The organism is Pseudoalteromonas sp. Of11M-6, from assembly GCF_022347905.1.
Taxonomy (GTDB): Bacteria; Pseudomonadota; Gammaproteobacteria; order Enterobacterales; family Alteromonadaceae; genus Pseudoalteromonas.
In genome coordinates this window covers 1-16,823 of record NZ_JAKRFW010000029.1, presented here as the reverse complement: position 1 = coordinate 16,823, position 16,823 = coordinate 1, and the positions used below count along the sequence as shown (strand labels likewise).

General features: G+C 43.6%; 14 protein-coding genes. 6 read left to right on the top strand and 8 right to left on the bottom strand.

The genetic code is table 11. From position 1 onward, the window contains the following. Nucleotides 1-243: 243 nt before the first annotated feature. The 5 genes from MHN32_RS14435 to MHN32_RS14415 all read right to left on the bottom strand — a co-directional run bounded on the left by MHN32_RS14435 (nt 244) and on the right by MHN32_RS14415 (nt 7,396). On the bottom strand, nt 244-3,360 hold the full coding sequence (locus MHN32_RS14435; protein WP_239422184.1) for a CusA/CzcA family heavy metal efflux RND transporter: 3,117 nt from the start codon (nt 3,358-3,360) through the stop codon (nt 244-246). A gap of 12 nt (nt 3,361-3,372) precedes the next feature. Further along, the gene (locus MHN32_RS14430) at nt 3,373-5,100 is read right to left on the bottom strand and encodes an efflux RND transporter periplasmic adaptor subunit (protein ID WP_239422183.1); all 1,728 of its coding nucleotides are present in this window, start codon (nt 5,098-5,100) and stop codon (nt 3,373-3,375) included. Then, complete coding sequence (locus MHN32_RS14425) at nt 5,093-6,415, bottom strand: TolC family protein (protein ID WP_239422182.1); 1,323 nt, start codon at nt 6,413-6,415, stop codon at nt 5,093-5,095. Before MHN32_RS14425 ends, MHN32_RS14430 begins: the two co-directional genes overlap by 8 nt. Beyond that, nucleotides 6,415-6,888, bottom strand: a complete 474-nt coding sequence (locus tag MHN32_RS14420) for a DUF411 domain-containing protein (protein ID WP_239422181.1) — start codon at nt 6,886-6,888, stop codon at nt 6,415-6,417. The genes MHN32_RS14425 and MHN32_RS14420 overlap by 1 nt, the downstream gene beginning before the upstream one ends. 124 nt (nt 6,889-7,012) lie before the next feature. Then, on the bottom strand, nt 7,013-7,396 hold the full coding sequence (locus tag MHN32_RS14415) for a hypothetical protein (protein WP_010605236.1): 384 nt from the start codon (nt 7,394-7,396) through the stop codon (nt 7,013-7,015). Nucleotides 7,397-7,547: 151 nt separating this feature from the next. On the opposite strand from MHN32_RS14415, the gene MHN32_RS14410 reads away from it, so the two are divergent. Then, nucleotides 7,548-8,156 carry an outer membrane beta-barrel protein gene (locus tag MHN32_RS14410; protein WP_239422180.1) on the top strand — a complete coding sequence of 203 codons (609 nt, stop codon included), beginning with the start codon at nt 7,548-7,550 and terminating at the stop codon, nt 8,154-8,156. A 33-nt stretch (nt 8,157-8,189) separates the two neighbouring features. On the opposite strand, the gene MHN32_RS14405 is transcribed toward MHN32_RS14410, so the two are convergent. After that, nucleotides 8,190-9,107 (bottom strand): LysR family transcriptional regulator, encoded by a 918-nt coding sequence (locus MHN32_RS14405; protein WP_239422179.1) that lies wholly within the window; start codon nt 9,105-9,107, stop codon nt 8,190-8,192. A 116-nt stretch (nt 9,108-9,223) separates the two neighbouring features. On the opposite strand from MHN32_RS14405, the gene MHN32_RS14400 reads away from it, so the two are divergent. Further along, nucleotides 9,224-9,853 carry a LysE family translocator gene (locus tag MHN32_RS14400; RefSeq protein ID WP_010605233.1) on the top strand — a complete coding sequence of 210 codons (630 nt, stop codon included), beginning with the start codon at nt 9,224-9,226 and terminating at the stop codon, nt 9,851-9,853. A 68-nt stretch (nt 9,854-9,921) separates the two neighbouring features. Here MHN32_RS14400 and MHN32_RS14395 read toward each other — a convergent pair whose 3' ends face one another. Next, nucleotides 9,922-10,956 (bottom strand): MBL fold metallo-hydrolase, encoded by a 1,035-nt coding sequence (locus MHN32_RS14395; protein WP_206471889.1) that lies wholly within the window; start codon nt 10,954-10,956, stop codon nt 9,922-9,924. A gap of 197 nt (nt 10,957-11,153) precedes the next feature. On the opposite strand from MHN32_RS14395, the gene MHN32_RS14390 reads away from it, so the two are divergent. Beyond that, nucleotides 11,154-11,765, top strand: a complete 612-nt coding sequence (locus tag MHN32_RS14390) for a TetR/AcrR family transcriptional regulator (protein WP_239422178.1) — start codon at nt 11,154-11,156, stop codon at nt 11,763-11,765. A gap of 120 nt (nt 11,766-11,885) precedes the next feature. Continuing rightward, nucleotides 11,886-12,596 (top strand): DUF4336 domain-containing protein, encoded by a 711-nt coding sequence (locus MHN32_RS14385; RefSeq protein ID WP_239422177.1) that lies wholly within the window; start codon nt 11,886-11,888, stop codon nt 12,594-12,596. A 74-nt stretch (nt 12,597-12,670) separates the two neighbouring features. Here the strand turns inward: MHN32_RS14385 and MHN32_RS14380 are convergent, their stop codons facing one another. Beyond that, nucleotides 12,671-14,227 (bottom strand): AbgT family transporter, encoded by a 1,557-nt coding sequence (locus MHN32_RS14380; RefSeq protein WP_010605229.1) that lies wholly within the window; start codon nt 14,225-14,227, stop codon nt 12,671-12,673. A 186-nt stretch (nt 14,228-14,413) separates the two neighbouring features. Here MHN32_RS14380 and MHN32_RS14375 point away from each other — a divergent pair, with 186 nt between their 5' ends. Together MHN32_RS14375 and MHN32_RS14370 are read left to right on the top strand one after the other, a co-directional pair. Next, complete coding sequence (locus MHN32_RS14375) at nt 14,414-15,277, top strand: HDOD domain-containing protein (RefSeq protein ID WP_010605228.1); 864 nt, start codon at nt 14,414-14,416, stop codon at nt 15,275-15,277. Nucleotides 15,278-15,392: 115 nt separating this feature from the next. After that, nucleotides 15,393-16,625, top strand: coding sequence for a divalent metal cation transporter (locus MHN32_RS14370; RefSeq protein WP_010605227.1), 1,233 nt, complete (start codon nt 15,393-15,395; stop codon nt 16,623-16,625). Nucleotides 16,626-16,823 lie beyond the last annotated feature (198 nt).

Here is a 16,823-nt window from a genome sequence, read left to right as displayed (position 1 = left end):
GCTTAATATTACTGCGCTTGAGGCAAACTTTTTCCGCTATCGATTAACTAACCTGAGCTTCGGATAATTAATGCCTTTCTAGCAGCCAATTTTAGCGCTAACTGCGTTGAATTCACTTCCAATAGCCAGCTATTGGTGCGTAAATTCGTCTAGTTATCCCTAAAACTCTCTGGCTAGATAAGGGAATAATTTAATGTGTGTTTAAAAACAATTAGTTAGTTCATTCCTTATCCAAACCTCAGGTTAATCATTAACTTTCTCACGCCAACGGATCATCAACATATACACTACAGGTAACACCACTAAGGTAAGTAATAGTGCGCTTGCCATGCCGCCTACCATAGGCGCGGCGATGCGGCTCATTACCTCAGAACCTGTGCCCGAACCGTAAAGGATTGGCAATAACCCGATAATAATTGTTGCCACCGTCATCATGACTGGACGAATGCGTTTGCCCGCACCTTCTAAAATGGCATTATTAATGGCTTCAAGGGTTATGATCGGTTGTTTCTCCTTAAGCTCGCTGATGGCTTGGTTGAGATACACGAGCATGATCACGCCTATTTCAACGGCAACACCTGCAAGCGCTATAAAACCAACGCCTACCGCGACCGAAAAGTTAAACCCCTCAAGGTATAGTAACCACAGTCCACCAATCATCGCCATAGGTAATGTCGCCATGATGATTGCCACTTCGCTAAAACTTCTAAAGTTCAAATAGAGTAAAACGATAATGATCCCAAGCGTGAGCGGCACCACATAAGTCAATTTAGCTTTAGCACGCTCCATATACTCGTATTGACCAGCCCAACTGATGGAATAACCTGCAGGTAACTCCAACTGCTCGCTCAGTACTTGTTTAGCGGCTGCCACATAGCTGCCAACATCGACACCATCTAAATCAATAAACGTCCAACCATTAATGCGAGCGTTCTCGCTTTTAATGCCCGGTGGCCCATTTTCAATATAGATAGTTGCCACATCACCTAGGGCAATATTTAATCCCTCGGCGGTGACTATAGGAAGCTTCCGCAGTGCTTCTGGAGAATCGCGTAAGTCTTGCGGGTAGCGCAAACTAACCGGATAGCGCTCTTGTCCTTCAATGGTTTGCGTGACATCCATTCCACCAATTGCAGTTGCGACCACTTGCTGTACATCAGCAATATTGAGCCCAAATCGCGCGGCTTTATCACGCAGAATATCAACCTTAATATAGCGTCCCCCAGCTACCCGCTCTGAATAGACCGAAGCGGTGCCCTCTACCTGACTCAAAATACGTTCAAGATCTTGACCAATCTTTTGGATAGTATCTAAATCTGGACCCGCGACTTTAATCCCGACAGGCGTTTTAATCCCCGTCGCGAGCATATCAATACGCGTTTTGATGGGCATCACCCAAGCATTGGTTAAGCCCGGAAACTGCACTAGCTTATCGAGTTCCGCTTTGAGCTTTTCAGTGGTCACTCCCTCACGCCACTGATCTTTAGGTTTTAATTGAATAAAGGTCTCAATCATCATCAACGGGGCAGGATCGGTTGCGGTTTCCGCGCGACCGATTTTACCAAAGACATTTTTTACCTCAGGCACCGTCGCTATCAACTTGTCGGTTTGCTGTAAGATCTCTCTGGCTTTACCAATCGAAATACTTGGATATGTAGTCGGCATGTACATTAAATCCCCTTCATCCAAAGGCGGAATAAACTCACTGCCGATTTTATCCATTGGATAAAAGCCAACGACAGTAATAGCTGCAGCGGCTAACAACGTCAGCTTAGGAAAGCGCAATACTTGTTTCAACAAGGGCATATAGGCGCCAACCAACATTCGATTGATTGGATTTTTATGCTCGGGCACAACTTTACCGCGAATAAAGTATCCCATCAGCACAGGAATAAGCGTAATGGCAAGCCCTGCCGATGCGGCCATCGCATACGTTTTAGTGTATGCCAGAGGGGCAAACATACGCCCTTCTTGCGCCTCAAGAATAAACACAGGTAAGAAGCTTACGGTAATAATCAGCAAACTAAAGAACAGCGCAGGACCAACCTCAGAAGCCGACTTTGCGACGATTTCCCAGCGATTTTCATCATTGAGTGGCGTTTTTTCCATGTGTTTATGCATGTTTTCAATCATCACGATTGCACCGTCGGTCATCGCCCCGATAGCAATGGCTATGCCACCAAGGGACATGATATTTGCGTTCACCCCTTGAAAATACATCACGATAAAAGCCACCAGAATGCCAAGTGGCAAAGTGATCACCGCAACCACGGAAGAGCGAATATGAAATAAGAACACCACACACACTAAGGCCACCACCACCAGCTCTTCGAGCAGTTTAGACCAAAGATTATCAATGGCTTTGGTGATAAGCTCGGAGCGATCGTAAACCGTCACCACTTCCACCCCTTCAGGTAAGCCTTGTTGTAGCTCAGCAAGTTTTTGCTTTACGCCGTCGATGGTCTTTTGCGCGTTTTCTCCAAAGCGCATGACTACAACACCGCCAACAACTTCTCCTTCGCCGTTAAGCTCAGCAATGCCACGACGCATTTGCGGTCCAATATTGACAGACGCAACATCTGTTATCGTTAATGGCGTGCCTTTGACAGCTTGCCCAAGTGGGATAGCTTCAATATCTTTAACGCTTTGAATATATCCCGTACTTGTCACCATATATTCGGCTTCAGCCATCTCAATCACGGAAGCGCCCGATTCTTGGTTACCGCGTTGCAGCGCCTGCTGTACATGCGTAAGCGGAATACCGTAAGCGCGCAATTTGTTGGGATCAACCTGTACTTGATACTGTTTCACCATACCGCCAATCGGCGCGACTTCTGACACGCCAGCAACCGATTGCAACTCAAACTTTAAAAACCAATCTTGTAGGCTGCGTAGTTGGCTAATATCGTGTTTACCGGTTTTATCAACTAAAGCATAAAGATATACCCAACCCACCCCAGTGGCATCTGGGCCCAACTGCGGTTTTGCCGCATCGGGTAATTGTGGTGCGACTTGACTTAGATATTCGAGCACCCGACTGCGCGCCCAGTAAAGATCCGTTTTATCGTCAAAAATAACGTAAACATAGGAATCCCCAAAGAAGGAATAACCACGTACGGTTTTTGCGCCCGGCACAGAGAGCATGGCAGTGGTCAGCGGAAATGTCACCTGATCTTGCACCACTTGTGGTGCCTGCCCTGGATAAGATGTTTTGACAATAACTTGTACATCAGATAAATCTGGAATGGCATCGACAGGCGTGTTTTTAAGGGTAAATAGCCCAGCCCCCACCAGCATAAGCGTCAGCAGTACCACAAAAAAGCGGTTGTATACTGACCAGCGAATTATTGCTTGGATCATTGTAAATGCTCCTTAGTGGCCAGAGTGCATATTCATCGACATCTCACCTGCAGGTTTGATATCAGTCACCACAAATTCGTCACCCACTTCAAAGGTGAAAGTCACCTTCATTCCTGTCATAAGCTGGCTTAAATCAATGTGCTCAGCTGCAACAAAGTCCATCGTTGTTGCGGGACGGTCCCATTTTTCAATGACATCGCGAGAAATATTAAGCACTCGGGTGTCAGGGGTGATGGTGTTTATCACGCCACCCACTGTTGCTGTAGGCAGTGTATTTTCGGTCATACTGCCTTCAGACATAATGTGAATACCTGTCAGTAATACGCTACCGTCATCCTGTTTCGTGGCTTCAAAATGCAAAGTCTGTCCAGCGTTTAATTCGTCAACATCGACACTTTCAGCCACGGTAAAATCCATCACCATTTCAGGCCATTCCCACTCGGGTACGGGTTGATGATCGATATTCACTACTCGACTTTGGTAGTTCACGCTTTGAATTTCTCCTTCAATCCAAACTGACTTAGTCTCAGCAACTGGCGCCATACGCATAAAATCAGAAGTAATGCTCGATTGAGAATCAATCAGGAATTGGGCTGACGTAACAATCTTGTCTCCTTCGTTAAGGCCTTTGAGGATTTCAATGTTTTCATCACCAATTTGACCCAGTTCAACGGCAACCGATTTAAAGCTACCGGGTGCAACTTCAACGACAACACGATTTTGTTTGGCAGTGCGGATCACAGCTTCACTCGGCACTTGCAATACATCGTCACGAGAATCGGCATGAATGTTCACTTGCGCAAACATATTTGGCTTTAATAGCGCATCACTGTTGTCAAACCTGAGCCTTACTCTAAGTGTCCGTGTTTTTTCATTGAGTGAGGGGTAGACGTAATCGACTTGTCCTCGCCACGTTCTGCCGGGTAAAAAGTCTAACCTCATGGAAACCGCTTGCCCCTGAGCGACCAACATAGCATCACGTTCAAATACATCAGCTTCGACCCAAATTTCGTCAAGTTTGGCGATACTCATGAGCGTTGTGCCAGGTTTTACGTAAAACCCTTCTCGGATCTGGAGTCCATCCAACACCCCAGATTGACGCGCATAAAAGGTAATGCTTTGATGCACTTCACCCGTTTTTTTAAGCGTATTGATAAAGTCATCACTCAGGTGCAATGCCTTGAGCCTTTCATGCGCTGCGTTTATCAGCGCCTGATTATTACGCTTTCTAGCAATAAGGTATTCTTCTTGCGCATTAACCAGTTGCGGCGAGTACAAGGTATACAGTGGTTCACCTTGCTTCACCGGATCTCCTGCTGCTTTCACGTAGAGCTTTTCAACCCAGCCCTCAACTCGAGGATGAATGTGAACTAAGCTATCTTCGTTGTACTGAACATACCCAACCGTACGGATTTGGTGAGACATCGCTTGACGCATGGCCACCGCAGTACGAATGCCCAAGTTGTTTTCAACGTGAGGCGCTATCTCCACAACCCCCTCACCAAATTTTGCATTCGCAGACTCTTCTTCGTACACAGGTACGAGATCCATTCCCATCGGAGACTTACCTGGCTTATCACGACGATAGTTCGGATCCATAGGCGCAACCCAATAAAGCGGCGCTTTCTCAGTGTCTTGCGCTACCGCAGACTCGTTACTTGAAGAGAGATTTATCCCAACTAGCACGCCTGCCGTTAATGTCGTGATGGCAACCAGCATCATTTTTAAGTTGTTATTCATGGCTTGCATCCTCTTCAATTTGAGCCAAATAGTAGTTACTGCGTACCACCGCTTTTAACAATGCAATATCAATGGAAAGTGCTGATAACTGCGCATTCAGTTTCGCGATACGCGCCCTCACTACCTCGGAAAAGTCGCCATCATCATTGGTATAAGCAGTCAATGCAGCTTCGGCCTGTTCAGCGCTTTGTGCCACAATTGATTTTGCGTATAGCGATTGCCTCTCTTGCAATCGTTGGATAGTTTGAATTTCTCCATTTAAGTTTGAAAACAGCTGCTTTAGCACCAGCAACCGGTCGGTTTTACTCGCCTCAACTTGTGCAGTCGCTGCCGCTTTTTGCTGATCTTGTTTTCCATCTGTGAATAACGGAACGTCGAATGACACACCAACGCTAAAAAAGTCGGTGCGAGACATCTGATCTGGTGCATCATCCCGATACGCGTAACTCGCATTGACTGAAAACTGTGGTTTATATGCCTGCTCAGCTAACTTTACCCCTTGATTAGCACGGAATGTATCAACGTCGGCTGCAACAACCAACGGGTGATGAGTCAAATGTTGTACTACAGCTTGGCTATCAACTGGGCGTTGCTGCATCAATTTTGGCGCAATTGAGCGGATCAACGGCAGTGTCACTTCGTTTTGGTCAAGGACTCTCAGCGCATTTGAATTAGTGAATGCATCATTTAACAGCCATTGCGAAAGCTTTGCCTTAGCAGTGTTAAGCTGCTGATAAGCCGCGGAACGCTTGTCATCTAATTGCATCACCTCAAGCTGAGCACGGATCACATCCTGCTGGCGTGTAGCACCAAGCGCATTGGAGTAGCTAGCATTGGCAATTTCTACCATTTGGTCAAACAACACACTATCGCGTTCAATCAATTCTAACGTCTTTTTGGCTTGTACAATATCAAGCCACACCTGAGAAACATCGCGGCGCACTTGCGCTTTTCTATCCGCTTGTAAAATCGGTTGCTTTTTAGCGTCAAGTGCCAATTGTTGGCTCTTAATTTCGAGGCTATCTCCTCGCGGCAACATCTGCATCACACCAACTTTAAGCTGGGTCATCCCCTCTTGATTAAACTCCCAACTATCAACAGGCAGGTTCATCATGCCTATGGACACCTGAGGATCAGGATAGCTTAGTGCTTCTCGGCTCATCGACTGCATCGCAGATCGCTTGTATTGGCTAGATTGAAGCCAAGGATCGTTGCTGATGGCTGCATCTATCGCTTGCTCTAACGTTGCAATATTGGCCTGTGCTATCTGTGGCAGTATCAGAGTTGCAATAAACAGGGAAACTTTGATTGTCATTAGAATTGCTCCTCATAGCTGTCGATTTTAGCAAAAATCTCATAGCTCCCATCTTTTTTGAGTAGCAATACATGATAAGGCATAAAACGCTCGCCAACTTCCATACCGGGCGAGCCAAGTGGCATCGCAGGCACACTCAAGCCGATGTTTTGTATGTCTTGAGTTAACGTTTCGTTTTGCAAAAACAGTTTAATAAACTTGGCAGGAACATGCCCTTCAAAAATAAAGCCACTTTTAGAAACCCCAGTGTGGCAAGATTGATAATTTTGCTTAATACCAAACTTACTCTTAAGTGAGCCAAGATAATTTAAATCGGTGGCTTTGTGCGCGATACCTTGTGCAGTTAAATGGTTTAACCACAGTTCACAACAGCCGCAGGTTGGGGACTTAAAGACTTCCAATTCTATATTAGATTTACTATATGCCATGGCGCTCATAAGCCATAGCGTCATCACTAAATAAAACTTTTTCATGCTAACCTCGCATGTAATACCAACTGAATTACTGCAACTGGTATCAATAAAATCGTTGAAAATTACGCCAAAAAAGACGATTAATCGTACAAAACTTTGAAATTAAGGCAGATCTGCCCTGAGGTTAGGCAAGTATTGGGGGTTTATAAAGAGAGCGAGGGTAGTCGCTAAGCTGACCAGTTGTGAAACTTAATTTATCGTTTTTCAGTACAATAGGCGCTATCCACTCTCTTGGCGAAAACGCTGCAAGATTTGTAGAGCACATATGTGTAGGGCAAGTACAATCGCTGCATTGTGCTGTGTTCTGAGGGTCACAGCAATCCATTTCAACCATCATTTCATGGTGATGAGGATCAGCCAATTGCACGTCACTTTGAAGCATTTGATGAGATGTTTTATGACTTGCAGTACCATGCATTTCACATGCAGCCATGGAGGCAGCCGCGTTTTGACCACTGAGTGTAGCCACCACGAGCAATGTGATAAGTAAACGTAAGAATACTCGCAAGGTACTTTTCCAAATCAAAAATCAGGTTAATAATAAAAACCTAACCAAAGAAATGCAAGTAAATCACCCAACCTCGTTATTATTTTCTTTCATCATTGATATACTAGCGCCCAAATCTAAAAAACTCCTCCAACTCAAGGAAATGAACTATATGAAATTAGTTACAGTAACAACTATTTTAGCTTTGGCAGCATCTTGCAACGTCAGTGCTACAGATCTCGGAGACTTTGGTATCTCTATATATGGTGGCAAAACTTATAGCAGTGATATCGAAACTTCTCGCCACCAAACATACGAATTAGAAGACGATTCGCATTTTGGAGTGAGCGTAGACAAATATGTGCCTGAAGGCCGTTATGGTTTCTACTACAGTAAAACCGAGACTCAGCTTACCGCATACCCTCTAAATAAAGTGGAAATGGAATACCTACTATTTCAAACTGCAGTACTACGCCCTATCAATGATGATTTAGATGTTTATCTAGGTTTACAAATTGGTGCTACCTTCATGGATCCAAACTTTATCGACTCTGACACTTTTTTTGCATCAGGGTTATACACGGGTTTTGAATACAACCTTGGTGCAGGTTTTCATCTCGGTGCTGAAGCACGATGGATTGCAACTATCCTTAACAACAACTCTAAAGTCAGTTGTGATGTCGACCCAGACACCAAAAATACTTGTAGCTGGCACTTCGACAGTGAGGTAATGAGCCAATATCAAGCGAGTGCAACATTAAGTTATCGCTTTTCACTGTAATTATTACGAGCGGGTTTTAATATACAGTAAAACTCAGCAACCCCTGGTGAGTCTTTGTACAATAAAGTCAGCAAAAACACTTACTTTTGCGGGAATATGGCGAGTAGCTGGGTATAGCATCCACAGCTCGCCAGAATAATTCGTTTCAAATTGCCATTCTGGTAATACCTGTATCAACTCCCCTGACGCTAACGCATCTTTAGCTACAAACATAGGTAAGCTTGTGATCCCAAGCCCTTGCAGCGCAGCATCTAACCTTACTCTAGTGTGATTTGCCTTATAGCGCCCGTTAACTGGGGTTGTGTGTTTTTGTGTGCCTTTTCTGAATCGCCACTTAGCATCGGCATCCGTTTCCCCCAAAGCAATGCAGCTGTGTTGTATTAGTTCTTTAGGGTGAGTAGGAATTGAGTGTGTTGCAAGATATTTTGGTGATGCCGCTACTATATGTTCTATCGTCATTACGCTTCTGCCTATTAAACCCTGCGGTGGTTCGTTAGTAATTTTAAATAGAATGTCTATTTCATCTCGGATCAGGTCCAGTGCGTTGTCATCCAACACCAAATGAACATCAATGTTTGGAAATTCGCCTAGAAACGCCATTACACTTGGATGAATTAGTGTATGTGCGACCGCTTTTGGCGCTGCAATTTTAACTGTTCCTTGTGCCGTTTGATGATGGCTTTCACAAAGCGAGATGACGTCTTTGGCGGCTTGTTCCAACTGAGTACAGCGCTCATACACAGCTCGTCCTGTTTCGCTCAATCTTAAGCTGCGGGTGGTACGCTGAAGTAAACACACCCCCAATTGCTGCTCAAGTTGTTTTATGGCACGACTCACTGATGACGGCGAGACACCTAATTGCCGAGCGCTTTCAGAAAAACTTCCAGTGTTGACAACAGAGACAAAAATCGACATTTCTTGCAGTAGCTCAATATGTTTACTGGTCGCCATAGCTCTCCCATTTGTGCGCTCTACGCAAAAGTTATTTCTATTTTTAGATTATTATCTTCTCAGGAGATTGAAAATACAATGTTCTCAATTATTCAATATTATATTGGGAGCTTATTATGGTGCAGTATTGGCCAGAGTTTTTGTCATTAGCCATCATTCATTTTGTTGCAGTGATCTTGCCGGGCCCCGACTTTGTTATTACAGTCAGACAGAGCTTAAAATACGGCAGACTACATGGCGCAATGACAGCCTTGGGGATTGGCGCTGGACTTAGTGTTCATATCTTATATACCTTACTTGGTGTCGGCGCACTGATGCAGGCCTCACCTTGGGTTTTACAAGTAGCTAAATTAATCGGCGCTACGTATCTTATCTACATCGCTATTCATCTGCTCAAAAGTGCAGGAACGATTCAACTGGATACAGAAAATGCCCAAGCTGATGTAAGCTCACAGTCGCTCAAAAAAGCCTTTAGTCTTGGTTTTTTAACTAATGCAACCAACCCAAAAGCAACTCTGTTTTTCTTAGCCGTGGTAACCAATGTCGTCAGCCAAGGAACTCCGTTACATATTCAACTTTTTTACGGCGCTTGGATGTGCAGTGTTAACGCTTTATGGTTTATCTGTGTCAGCTTATTATTCTCAGCTCCATCTTCTCGCGCTTGGTTCTTGAACAAGATGAACTTGGTTGAAAAGGCACTTGCTGTGTTGCTTATGGCCTTCTCATTAAGGCTGTTGATTGCTTAACACAAGAATGCTGAATAAGGGTTTCAGCCTCATGCGTTAGCCCTTATTCAATTACTAAAATACGGATATTAGGGCATCAACGCTTCCCACCAGCTGCTACTTGATAGCGTTTCTGATAGCGTCAAAACTTCACCTACAACAGGTGTTACCAGTGCTACTTGATTTTGCTCTGCTGCGATTTTCACTCTTGCGAGCGGATCAAACCAAGAGTGAAAGGCCAAGTCAAAAGTACCATTATGAATGGGGATCATATGCGTTCCTCGCAAATCTATATGAGCCTGTACGCTTTGCTCTGGCGTCATGTGAATATCAGACCAATCTTTATCATAGGCACCAGTCTCTACTAAGGTTAGATCAAACGGGCCAAGTCTTTCACCTATTTCCTTAAATCCAGCAAAATAACCAGAGTCTCCACTAAAAAAGATATTTTTGTCTGCTGTGCGAATAGCCCACGCTCCCCAAAGGGTTTTATTTGCATCTCCAAGTCCACGTCCAGAAAAATGCTGAGTAGGTGTAAAGGTGAGTGTTAACTCAGCGGTCTCTTCAAACTGCCACCAGTCAAACTGCTTTATTTTCTCGGCGGGAACTCCCCACTTTTGCAAATCACCTTCTACACCCAAAGGTACATAAAATACCCCCACTCTATCTGCTAATCGCTTTACGCTTTCTTTGTCTAGGTGGTCGTAATGGTTATGTGAAATCAGCACCTTATCAATTTGAGGCAATGATTCAATAGTAATAGGTGGTTGATGAAAACGCTTTGGACCAATAAATGAAAATGGTGATGCTCGTTCAGCAAAAACGGGATCAATCAGAAGATACTGCCCTTGCGCTTTAATAAGTACTGATGAATGTCCCAGTTTGATAACGTGAGTGTGCGTATCAGAAAGTGCCTTTAAATTCTCCTCAGTGAGCACTTTTACTGGCATATCAACCTTCGGCACCGCATTGACTTTTTGCTCGGTAAAAAAGCGCCAAAAAATTTCCAGCGTCTTACCTAGGCTCGTTTTATTCGTTTCATGAGTATTATGAAATTTACCATCACTATATTGAGTTGATGAATACCCACTTTGATTTACCGCAGCATTTAAATTAGAAGCCATAACTCCTCCTACTCCTATCAGCAAGACCACAATCAATCCAAACCATGTTCGCTTTTTCATATAACCACCAAAAGTAAACTACACTGTGTAGTTTACACATCAAGAATAGAAAGTAAACTAAGCAGTGTAATTTATTTTAGTTTTGCTAGAATGTGGAGTATCCATTTGTTGATATTCCCTTGCCTGTAATAGATAAAATGAAACAATCAGAAAGAAAGCGACTGCAAATTCTAGAAGCTGCCCAGCAATTATTTGCTCAGCACGGTGCTCAAAATACCAGTATGGATCTCATCGCAAAGCACGCTGAAGTGTCTAAACGAACGATCTATAATCACTTTGAGACCAAAGAGCTACTACTCTATAACGTACTTGAACACATGATGCTTCAAGTTGACCAAGGTGATATTTATCAATATCGACCCGATGTCTCGATTGCAAAACAACTTCAAGAAATCGCTTTACGAGAAGTCAATCTGCTCACCTCTGAATCATTTATCAAAGTGGCTCGCGTGACATTTATCGAGTTGTTGCAAGACTCTACATTGGCTGCGCATTTCAATAACAGTAAAGTAGGTTGTATGCGTTATTTAGAAACGTTTTTAGCCGATGCTGTCGCTAACAATGCACTGTATATCGAACATCAGGCATTCGCAGCACAACAGTTTTTATATCAACTCAAGTCTTTTATCTTTTACCCACGGCTTTATGGATTTGATCTCACAAATACGGAGGAAACGGACTTTATTGTAGAGCAAAGCGTTGCGCTTTTTATGGCGAGATATGGGACTGAACAACGCGCCCAAGATTAATGATAAGGTATGCAAATACAAGGATTTAGATAAATTTCATACAATCTTGCATAAGGCTATATTTCAAACAAAAAGCTTCCCTGATATAGTTATCCACGCTAGCAAGAGTAAGGAAATCAGATGAGCGAATTAATTGCAATTGGTAAAAACATTTGGATCCACAACGGCCCCGCGGTACCATTCTTTGGCATGCCATACACTACCAGAAGCACCATAGTAAAGCTTTCTTCTGGCGCATTATGGGTCCACTCTCCTGGAAAATTAACGGAAGGATTACTGAGTGAATTGACGCAGCTTGGGCAAGTGGCCTACCTAATTTCTCCAAATAAACTTCATCACCTATTTATGGGAGATTGGCAGGAAAAGTTCCCACATGCGATTATGTTTGCTTCTCCAGGTGTCGACAAAAAACGGCCTGATCTTACTTTTCAGCGCCAACTGGGCAACATGGCAGAACCCGAGTGGCAAGGAGATATTGAGCAACTCATTTTTAAAGGCAGCGCGGTGATGGAAGAAGTCGTATTCTTCCACAAAGAGAGCAGTACATTAATTTTGACAGATCTTATCGAGAACTTTCACCCTAATCACTTCTCCGGTTTTAAAAAAGTATTAGCGAAAATCACCGGGATTATTAGCCCTAACGGTAAAACCCCCATAGACTGGCGAACTTCGTTTATGTTTGGGAAGCAGCAAGCCCGAGCCTGTTTTTCAAAAATGGCCGCATGGCAACCCCAATATATTGTTATTGCCCATGGTGAATGCATTACAACAGGCGCTGGGGCATTTTTACATCGCTCATTTTCTTGGCTGGGTATCAATAAAGCCGCGTAAAGCGCAGAACAAATAGCAGTATATAAAAAGCGCTGTCACTTTACTGAACAGCGCTTTTTTTACTTAACCTAAAATTACATACCAGCAGGGTATGTATAACTTGCTTGTAGACCTAGCGGAATACCAAGCATCCAATAGATCAATAAGAAGATGCTCCAACCAATCAAAAAGGCAATTGAGTAAGGCAACATCATCGCTATCAAAGTACCTATCCCGGTCGACTTAACGTATTTCTGGCAGTAAACCACAACCAACGGGAAGTAAGGCATAAGCGGCGTGATTATATTTGAGCCGGAATCACCAACACGATAAGCCGCTTGTGTTAAATCTGGTGAAATACCCAATTGCATTAACATCGGAACAAAAATCGGCCCCAACAACGCCCACTTCGCAGAGCTTGACCCTACAAATAGGTTTACAAATGCGGTGAGGAAGATAATACCAACCACGGTAACATAGCTTGGAAGCGCCAATGCCTTTAATATTTGGGCCCCTTCAATAGCAAGCAGTGCGCCCAAATTTGAATGGCTGAAGGCACTGATAAAAAGTGCACAGAAAAACGCCATAACAATATAGTAAGACATGCTATTCATGGCTTTAGTCATGGCATCAATCATGTCTTTTGAAGTTTTGAACGTACCAACAACGAAACCGTATACCGCACCTGGGATCCAAAACAGCAGGAAAATAAGTGGCACAATTGATTGCATTAACGGTGCACTAAAATCAGTTAAAGCACCCGACGGACTGCGTAGTGCTGAATCTTCACCGCTTGATGCATAAACCAATAACGCGATACCTGCTAACATCACCATAGACGCCACCACAAAGCCCTTCTTTTCTTTGCTTGTGATCTCATCAAACGAAGGCAAACTATCAGTATCGCCGTCAATTTCTGTCGCTTTTAGTCTTGGCTCTATGATTTTATCGGTGATATACCAACCTAATAAAATAATGAATAAACTCGATGCTGAAGTGAAAAACCAGTTATTTAGCGGGTTAATCGCGATTTCTGGATCGATGATCTGCGCTGCACTTTGGGTAAAGCTTTGTAGCAACGGATCGATACCAGAAGGAATAAAGTTCGCGCTAAATCCGCCGCTTACACCAGCAAATGCCGCAGCAATACCCGCAAGAGGATGTCTTCCCATCGCATAGAAAATAACACCAGCAAGCGGAATAACTAACACGTATCCAGCGTCTGTCGCTGTGTGGCTTACAATTGCGATAAGAATAATAGAAGGAGTTAGTAGTGCTTGAGGCGTGCGTTTAAGCATGATTTTAAGGCCAGTATTAATATAGCCAGAATGTTCAGCAACACCCACACCTAGCATAGCAACTAACACCACGCCTAATGGTGCAAATCCCGTGAAGGTTTTTACCATCGTTGCCATAAATCCGGCAAGCGCATTTGGGTCTAATAAATTGTGAACGACAATCGCCTGATTGGTTCTTGGATCAATAGCGCTAAATTCTACGCCTGAAAATAACCAAGATAGCAGCCAAATCAGCAACATTGCTGATAAGAAAATGATTGCAGGATCAGGGAGTTTATTCCCCACCCGCTCAATCCCGTTTAAAAAACGGGTGATCGCAGAGTTTTGCGAGTTCGCTTGTTGTGTTTCGTGCATACCATTGCCCTAAGAAAAAAATTGCTTAACCATAACTTAATATTTACATGTTAAGCAAGAAAACGTGCCTATTGACGAGACACTTTGCCGAATTAGTAGCCGACTTGGTATTTTTTTGTCTCAAGTCAGTGTTCAATAAAGAATTTACGCTATGCTTTTTATATGTCTGAAATTAAGGATTTTTAGATGATAGATCTAGACGACAAAGTGTTAGCTGACGTCAAACATGGTTTCAATTTACCACCTAAACCTGCGCTGATAAGCGAATTGCAAGCAGCACTTGCTACAGCAGATCCAGATCTGAACGACATCGCTTCTATTATCGCTCATGATGTCAGCACCTCAGCCGCGGTGCTAAAAATCATCAACTCGCCCCTATACGGCTTGGCAAGAACGGTCACTGATGTAAAACAGGCTGTCGTCTTTTTAGGTCTAGACTCTATTAGTAAGCTGGTGACCGGCTTTTTGCTCAAACAAACCTTTGACCAACGTAAATGTTGTATCAGTTTGGAGCGGTTTTGGGATAACGCTTCAGACATCGCGGATAGCATCATGGTGATTGGGAATAAACTTAAATCGCGTGTTCCTATCGAAAACTTGCACTTACTAGGCTTATTTCACGACGCAGGGATTGCCGCTATGGCAGTAAATTACCCCGATTATATGGAAACGCTCATTGCCGCTAACAAAGATTACGACAAGCTGTTAGTCGAACACGAAGAAGAAAAGTACGAGACCAATCACGCTATTATCGGCTACTTCCTCGCGGCTTCCTGGAACTTGCCACAAAGTATTTGTCAGATGATTTTATGCCATCATGACCCCGAGTTTTTGGGAAACTGTAAAGATGAAGAACAGAAATTAGCTTTCTCTGCTCTAAAAATGGCGGAAAATTTTGTACATATCAATAAACGTTTTGTTGCAGCGCCTGATTGGCACTTAATGAAAGCGGATGTATTGAAGGTTTTAAATTTAGATGAAGATGATTATCAGGACATCAAAGAAGACCTAGATGAATACTTCTTAGAGCAGGATGGGGTAAGCAACTAGTTATCTCACACTCAACACCGCCTGTGAAATGCGACTCAACGACACTGTTGCGGCAATTCTTAAAACTTCGTAGACTGGCAGCAAAATTAAAATAAAAAAACTTAAGGAATTTACATTGCCAGCGCTGCTATCTCTTAAAGGCAAATTTGCCATCTTTGGGCCTGGAATATTAATGGCAACTGCTGCTATCGGTGGTTCACATCTCGTTTCATCAACTCAGGCTGGAGCACTATTTGGTAGTCAATTGATCTGGTTAATAGTTGTTGTTAATTTGCTCAAATATCCCTTTTTTAAATATGCAGTCGAGTACACAAGCCACTCTAAGCATAGTGTCGTCGAAGGTTATCACGCACATTACCGCTTCGGATTTAAGGTTTTTGTGCTACTCAATATTTTCGCAGCCATTGTAAATACCGCGGGTGTGCTATTACTTACCGCAAGTCTCTTGAGCTACTCGCTGCCATTTCCAATAAATATTGAATTGTTAAGCTTTATACTTTTGGCTAGTTGCTTGGCAATCTTACTGGTTGGGCACTACAAAATACTCGATGTAACAAGCAAATGGGTGATGATAATTTTGACCATTTCCACGGTTATGGCGCTTGCCATTGCGGCTAATAATGGACCGGCCCATCCAGCCCCCATTGATCCGATATCCCCGTACGACATCGCGTTACTGGGCTTTTTAGTTGCCTTAATGGGTTGGATGCCTGCACCAATCGAGATTTCAGCCATTAATTCCTCTTGGCTAAAGACGAAGATGGCTAAACAATCACTAACAAGTGGCCAGATCCTACTGGATTTCAAGGTGGGATATTTTGTTACGCTGGGTCTTGCGGTCGTGTTTTGTTTACTCGGTATGCTAATGCAATACGGTCAAGATAAGCCTGTGGAACTCGCTGGTGTTGCGTTCTCACAGCAGCTCATTGATATGTATGCCAATACAATCGGCGAATGGGCCAGATGGCTAATTGCTGGCGTCGCATTTTTGTGTATGTTTGGAACAACGATCACAGTGTTAGATGGCTACTCCCGAGTGCTTAGTGAATCACTTCAGCTGTTACGACCGAACACAACGAAAAAGAGTTACACGCTCATTCTATTGCTACAAGCAACGCTTGGTATGGCCGTAGTGCTGTTTTTTAAAGCCGACTTAAAGAGCATGCTAATGTTTGCCATGAGCTCAGCGTTTGTCACTACTCCTATCTTTGCTTGGATGAATTTAGGATTAGTGAAAGGTGAGATCTATCGCAGTCAACCAATGTACACCAAGATTTTGACGGGACTGGGGCTGATTTATTTAGTGGGCTTTGCACTGTTATTCATCTATTGGCGATTTTTGATGTAAAGCCAAGCGAGGCGGAGTAGCAGATGCAAATTAGACTTCTAGGGCCTGTTTATCTTTCAAGTTTGTTTTTGCAGCAGTTTGATTGGTATTTATACAAGGCAGAGCCTGCGTAGCATAGTTATTCTATGTGAGTCAGGCGATAAAGACTTTGTGCTCCTGCAAAGTCACCTTACCCCACATCCTTGTGGGGCAACACAG

Excerpts from the sequence above, each read along its gene's own strand:
- MHN32_RS14375 (WP_010605228.1), top strand. The coding sequence starts at position 14,414 with ATGATAGATCTAGACGACAAAGTGTTAGCTGACGTCAAACATGGTTTC.
- MHN32_RS14385 (WP_239422177.1), top strand. The coding sequence starts at position 11,886 with ATGAGCGAATTAATTGCAATTGGTAAAAACATTTGGATCCACAACGGC.
- MHN32_RS14380 (WP_010605229.1), bottom strand. The coding sequence starts at position 14,227 with ATGCACGAAACACAACAAGCGAACTCGCAAAACTCTGCGATCACCCGT.
- MHN32_RS14425 (WP_239422182.1), bottom strand. The coding sequence starts at position 6,415 with ATGACAATCAAAGTTTCCCTGTTTATTGCAACTCTGATACTGCCACAG.
- MHN32_RS14420 (WP_239422181.1), bottom strand. The coding sequence starts at position 6,888 with ATGAAAAAGTTTTATTTAGTGATGACGCTATGGCTTATGAGCGCCATG.
- MHN32_RS14435 (WP_239422184.1), bottom strand. The coding sequence starts at position 3,360 with ATGATCCAAGCAATAATTCGCTGGTCAGTATACAACCGCTTTTTTGTG.
- MHN32_RS14410 (WP_239422180.1), top strand. The coding sequence starts at position 7,548 with ATGAAATTAGTTACAGTAACAACTATTTTAGCTTTGGCAGCATCTTGC.
- MHN32_RS14430 (WP_239422183.1), bottom strand. The coding sequence starts at position 5,100 with ATGAATAACAACTTAAAAATGATGCTGGTTGCCATCACGACATTAACG.
- MHN32_RS14400 (WP_010605233.1), top strand. The coding sequence starts at position 9,224 with ATGGTGCAGTATTGGCCAGAGTTTTTGTCATTAGCCATCATTCATTTT.
- MHN32_RS14405 (WP_239422179.1), bottom strand. The coding sequence starts at position 9,107 with ATGGCGACCAGTAAACATATTGAGCTACTGCAAGAAATGTCGATTTTT.
- MHN32_RS14390 (WP_239422178.1), top strand. The coding sequence starts at position 11,154 with ATGAAACAATCAGAAAGAAAGCGACTGCAAATTCTAGAAGCTGCCCAG.
- MHN32_RS14395 (WP_206471889.1), bottom strand. The coding sequence starts at position 10,956 with ATGGCTTCTAATTTAAATGCTGCGGTAAATCAAAGTGGGTATTCATCA.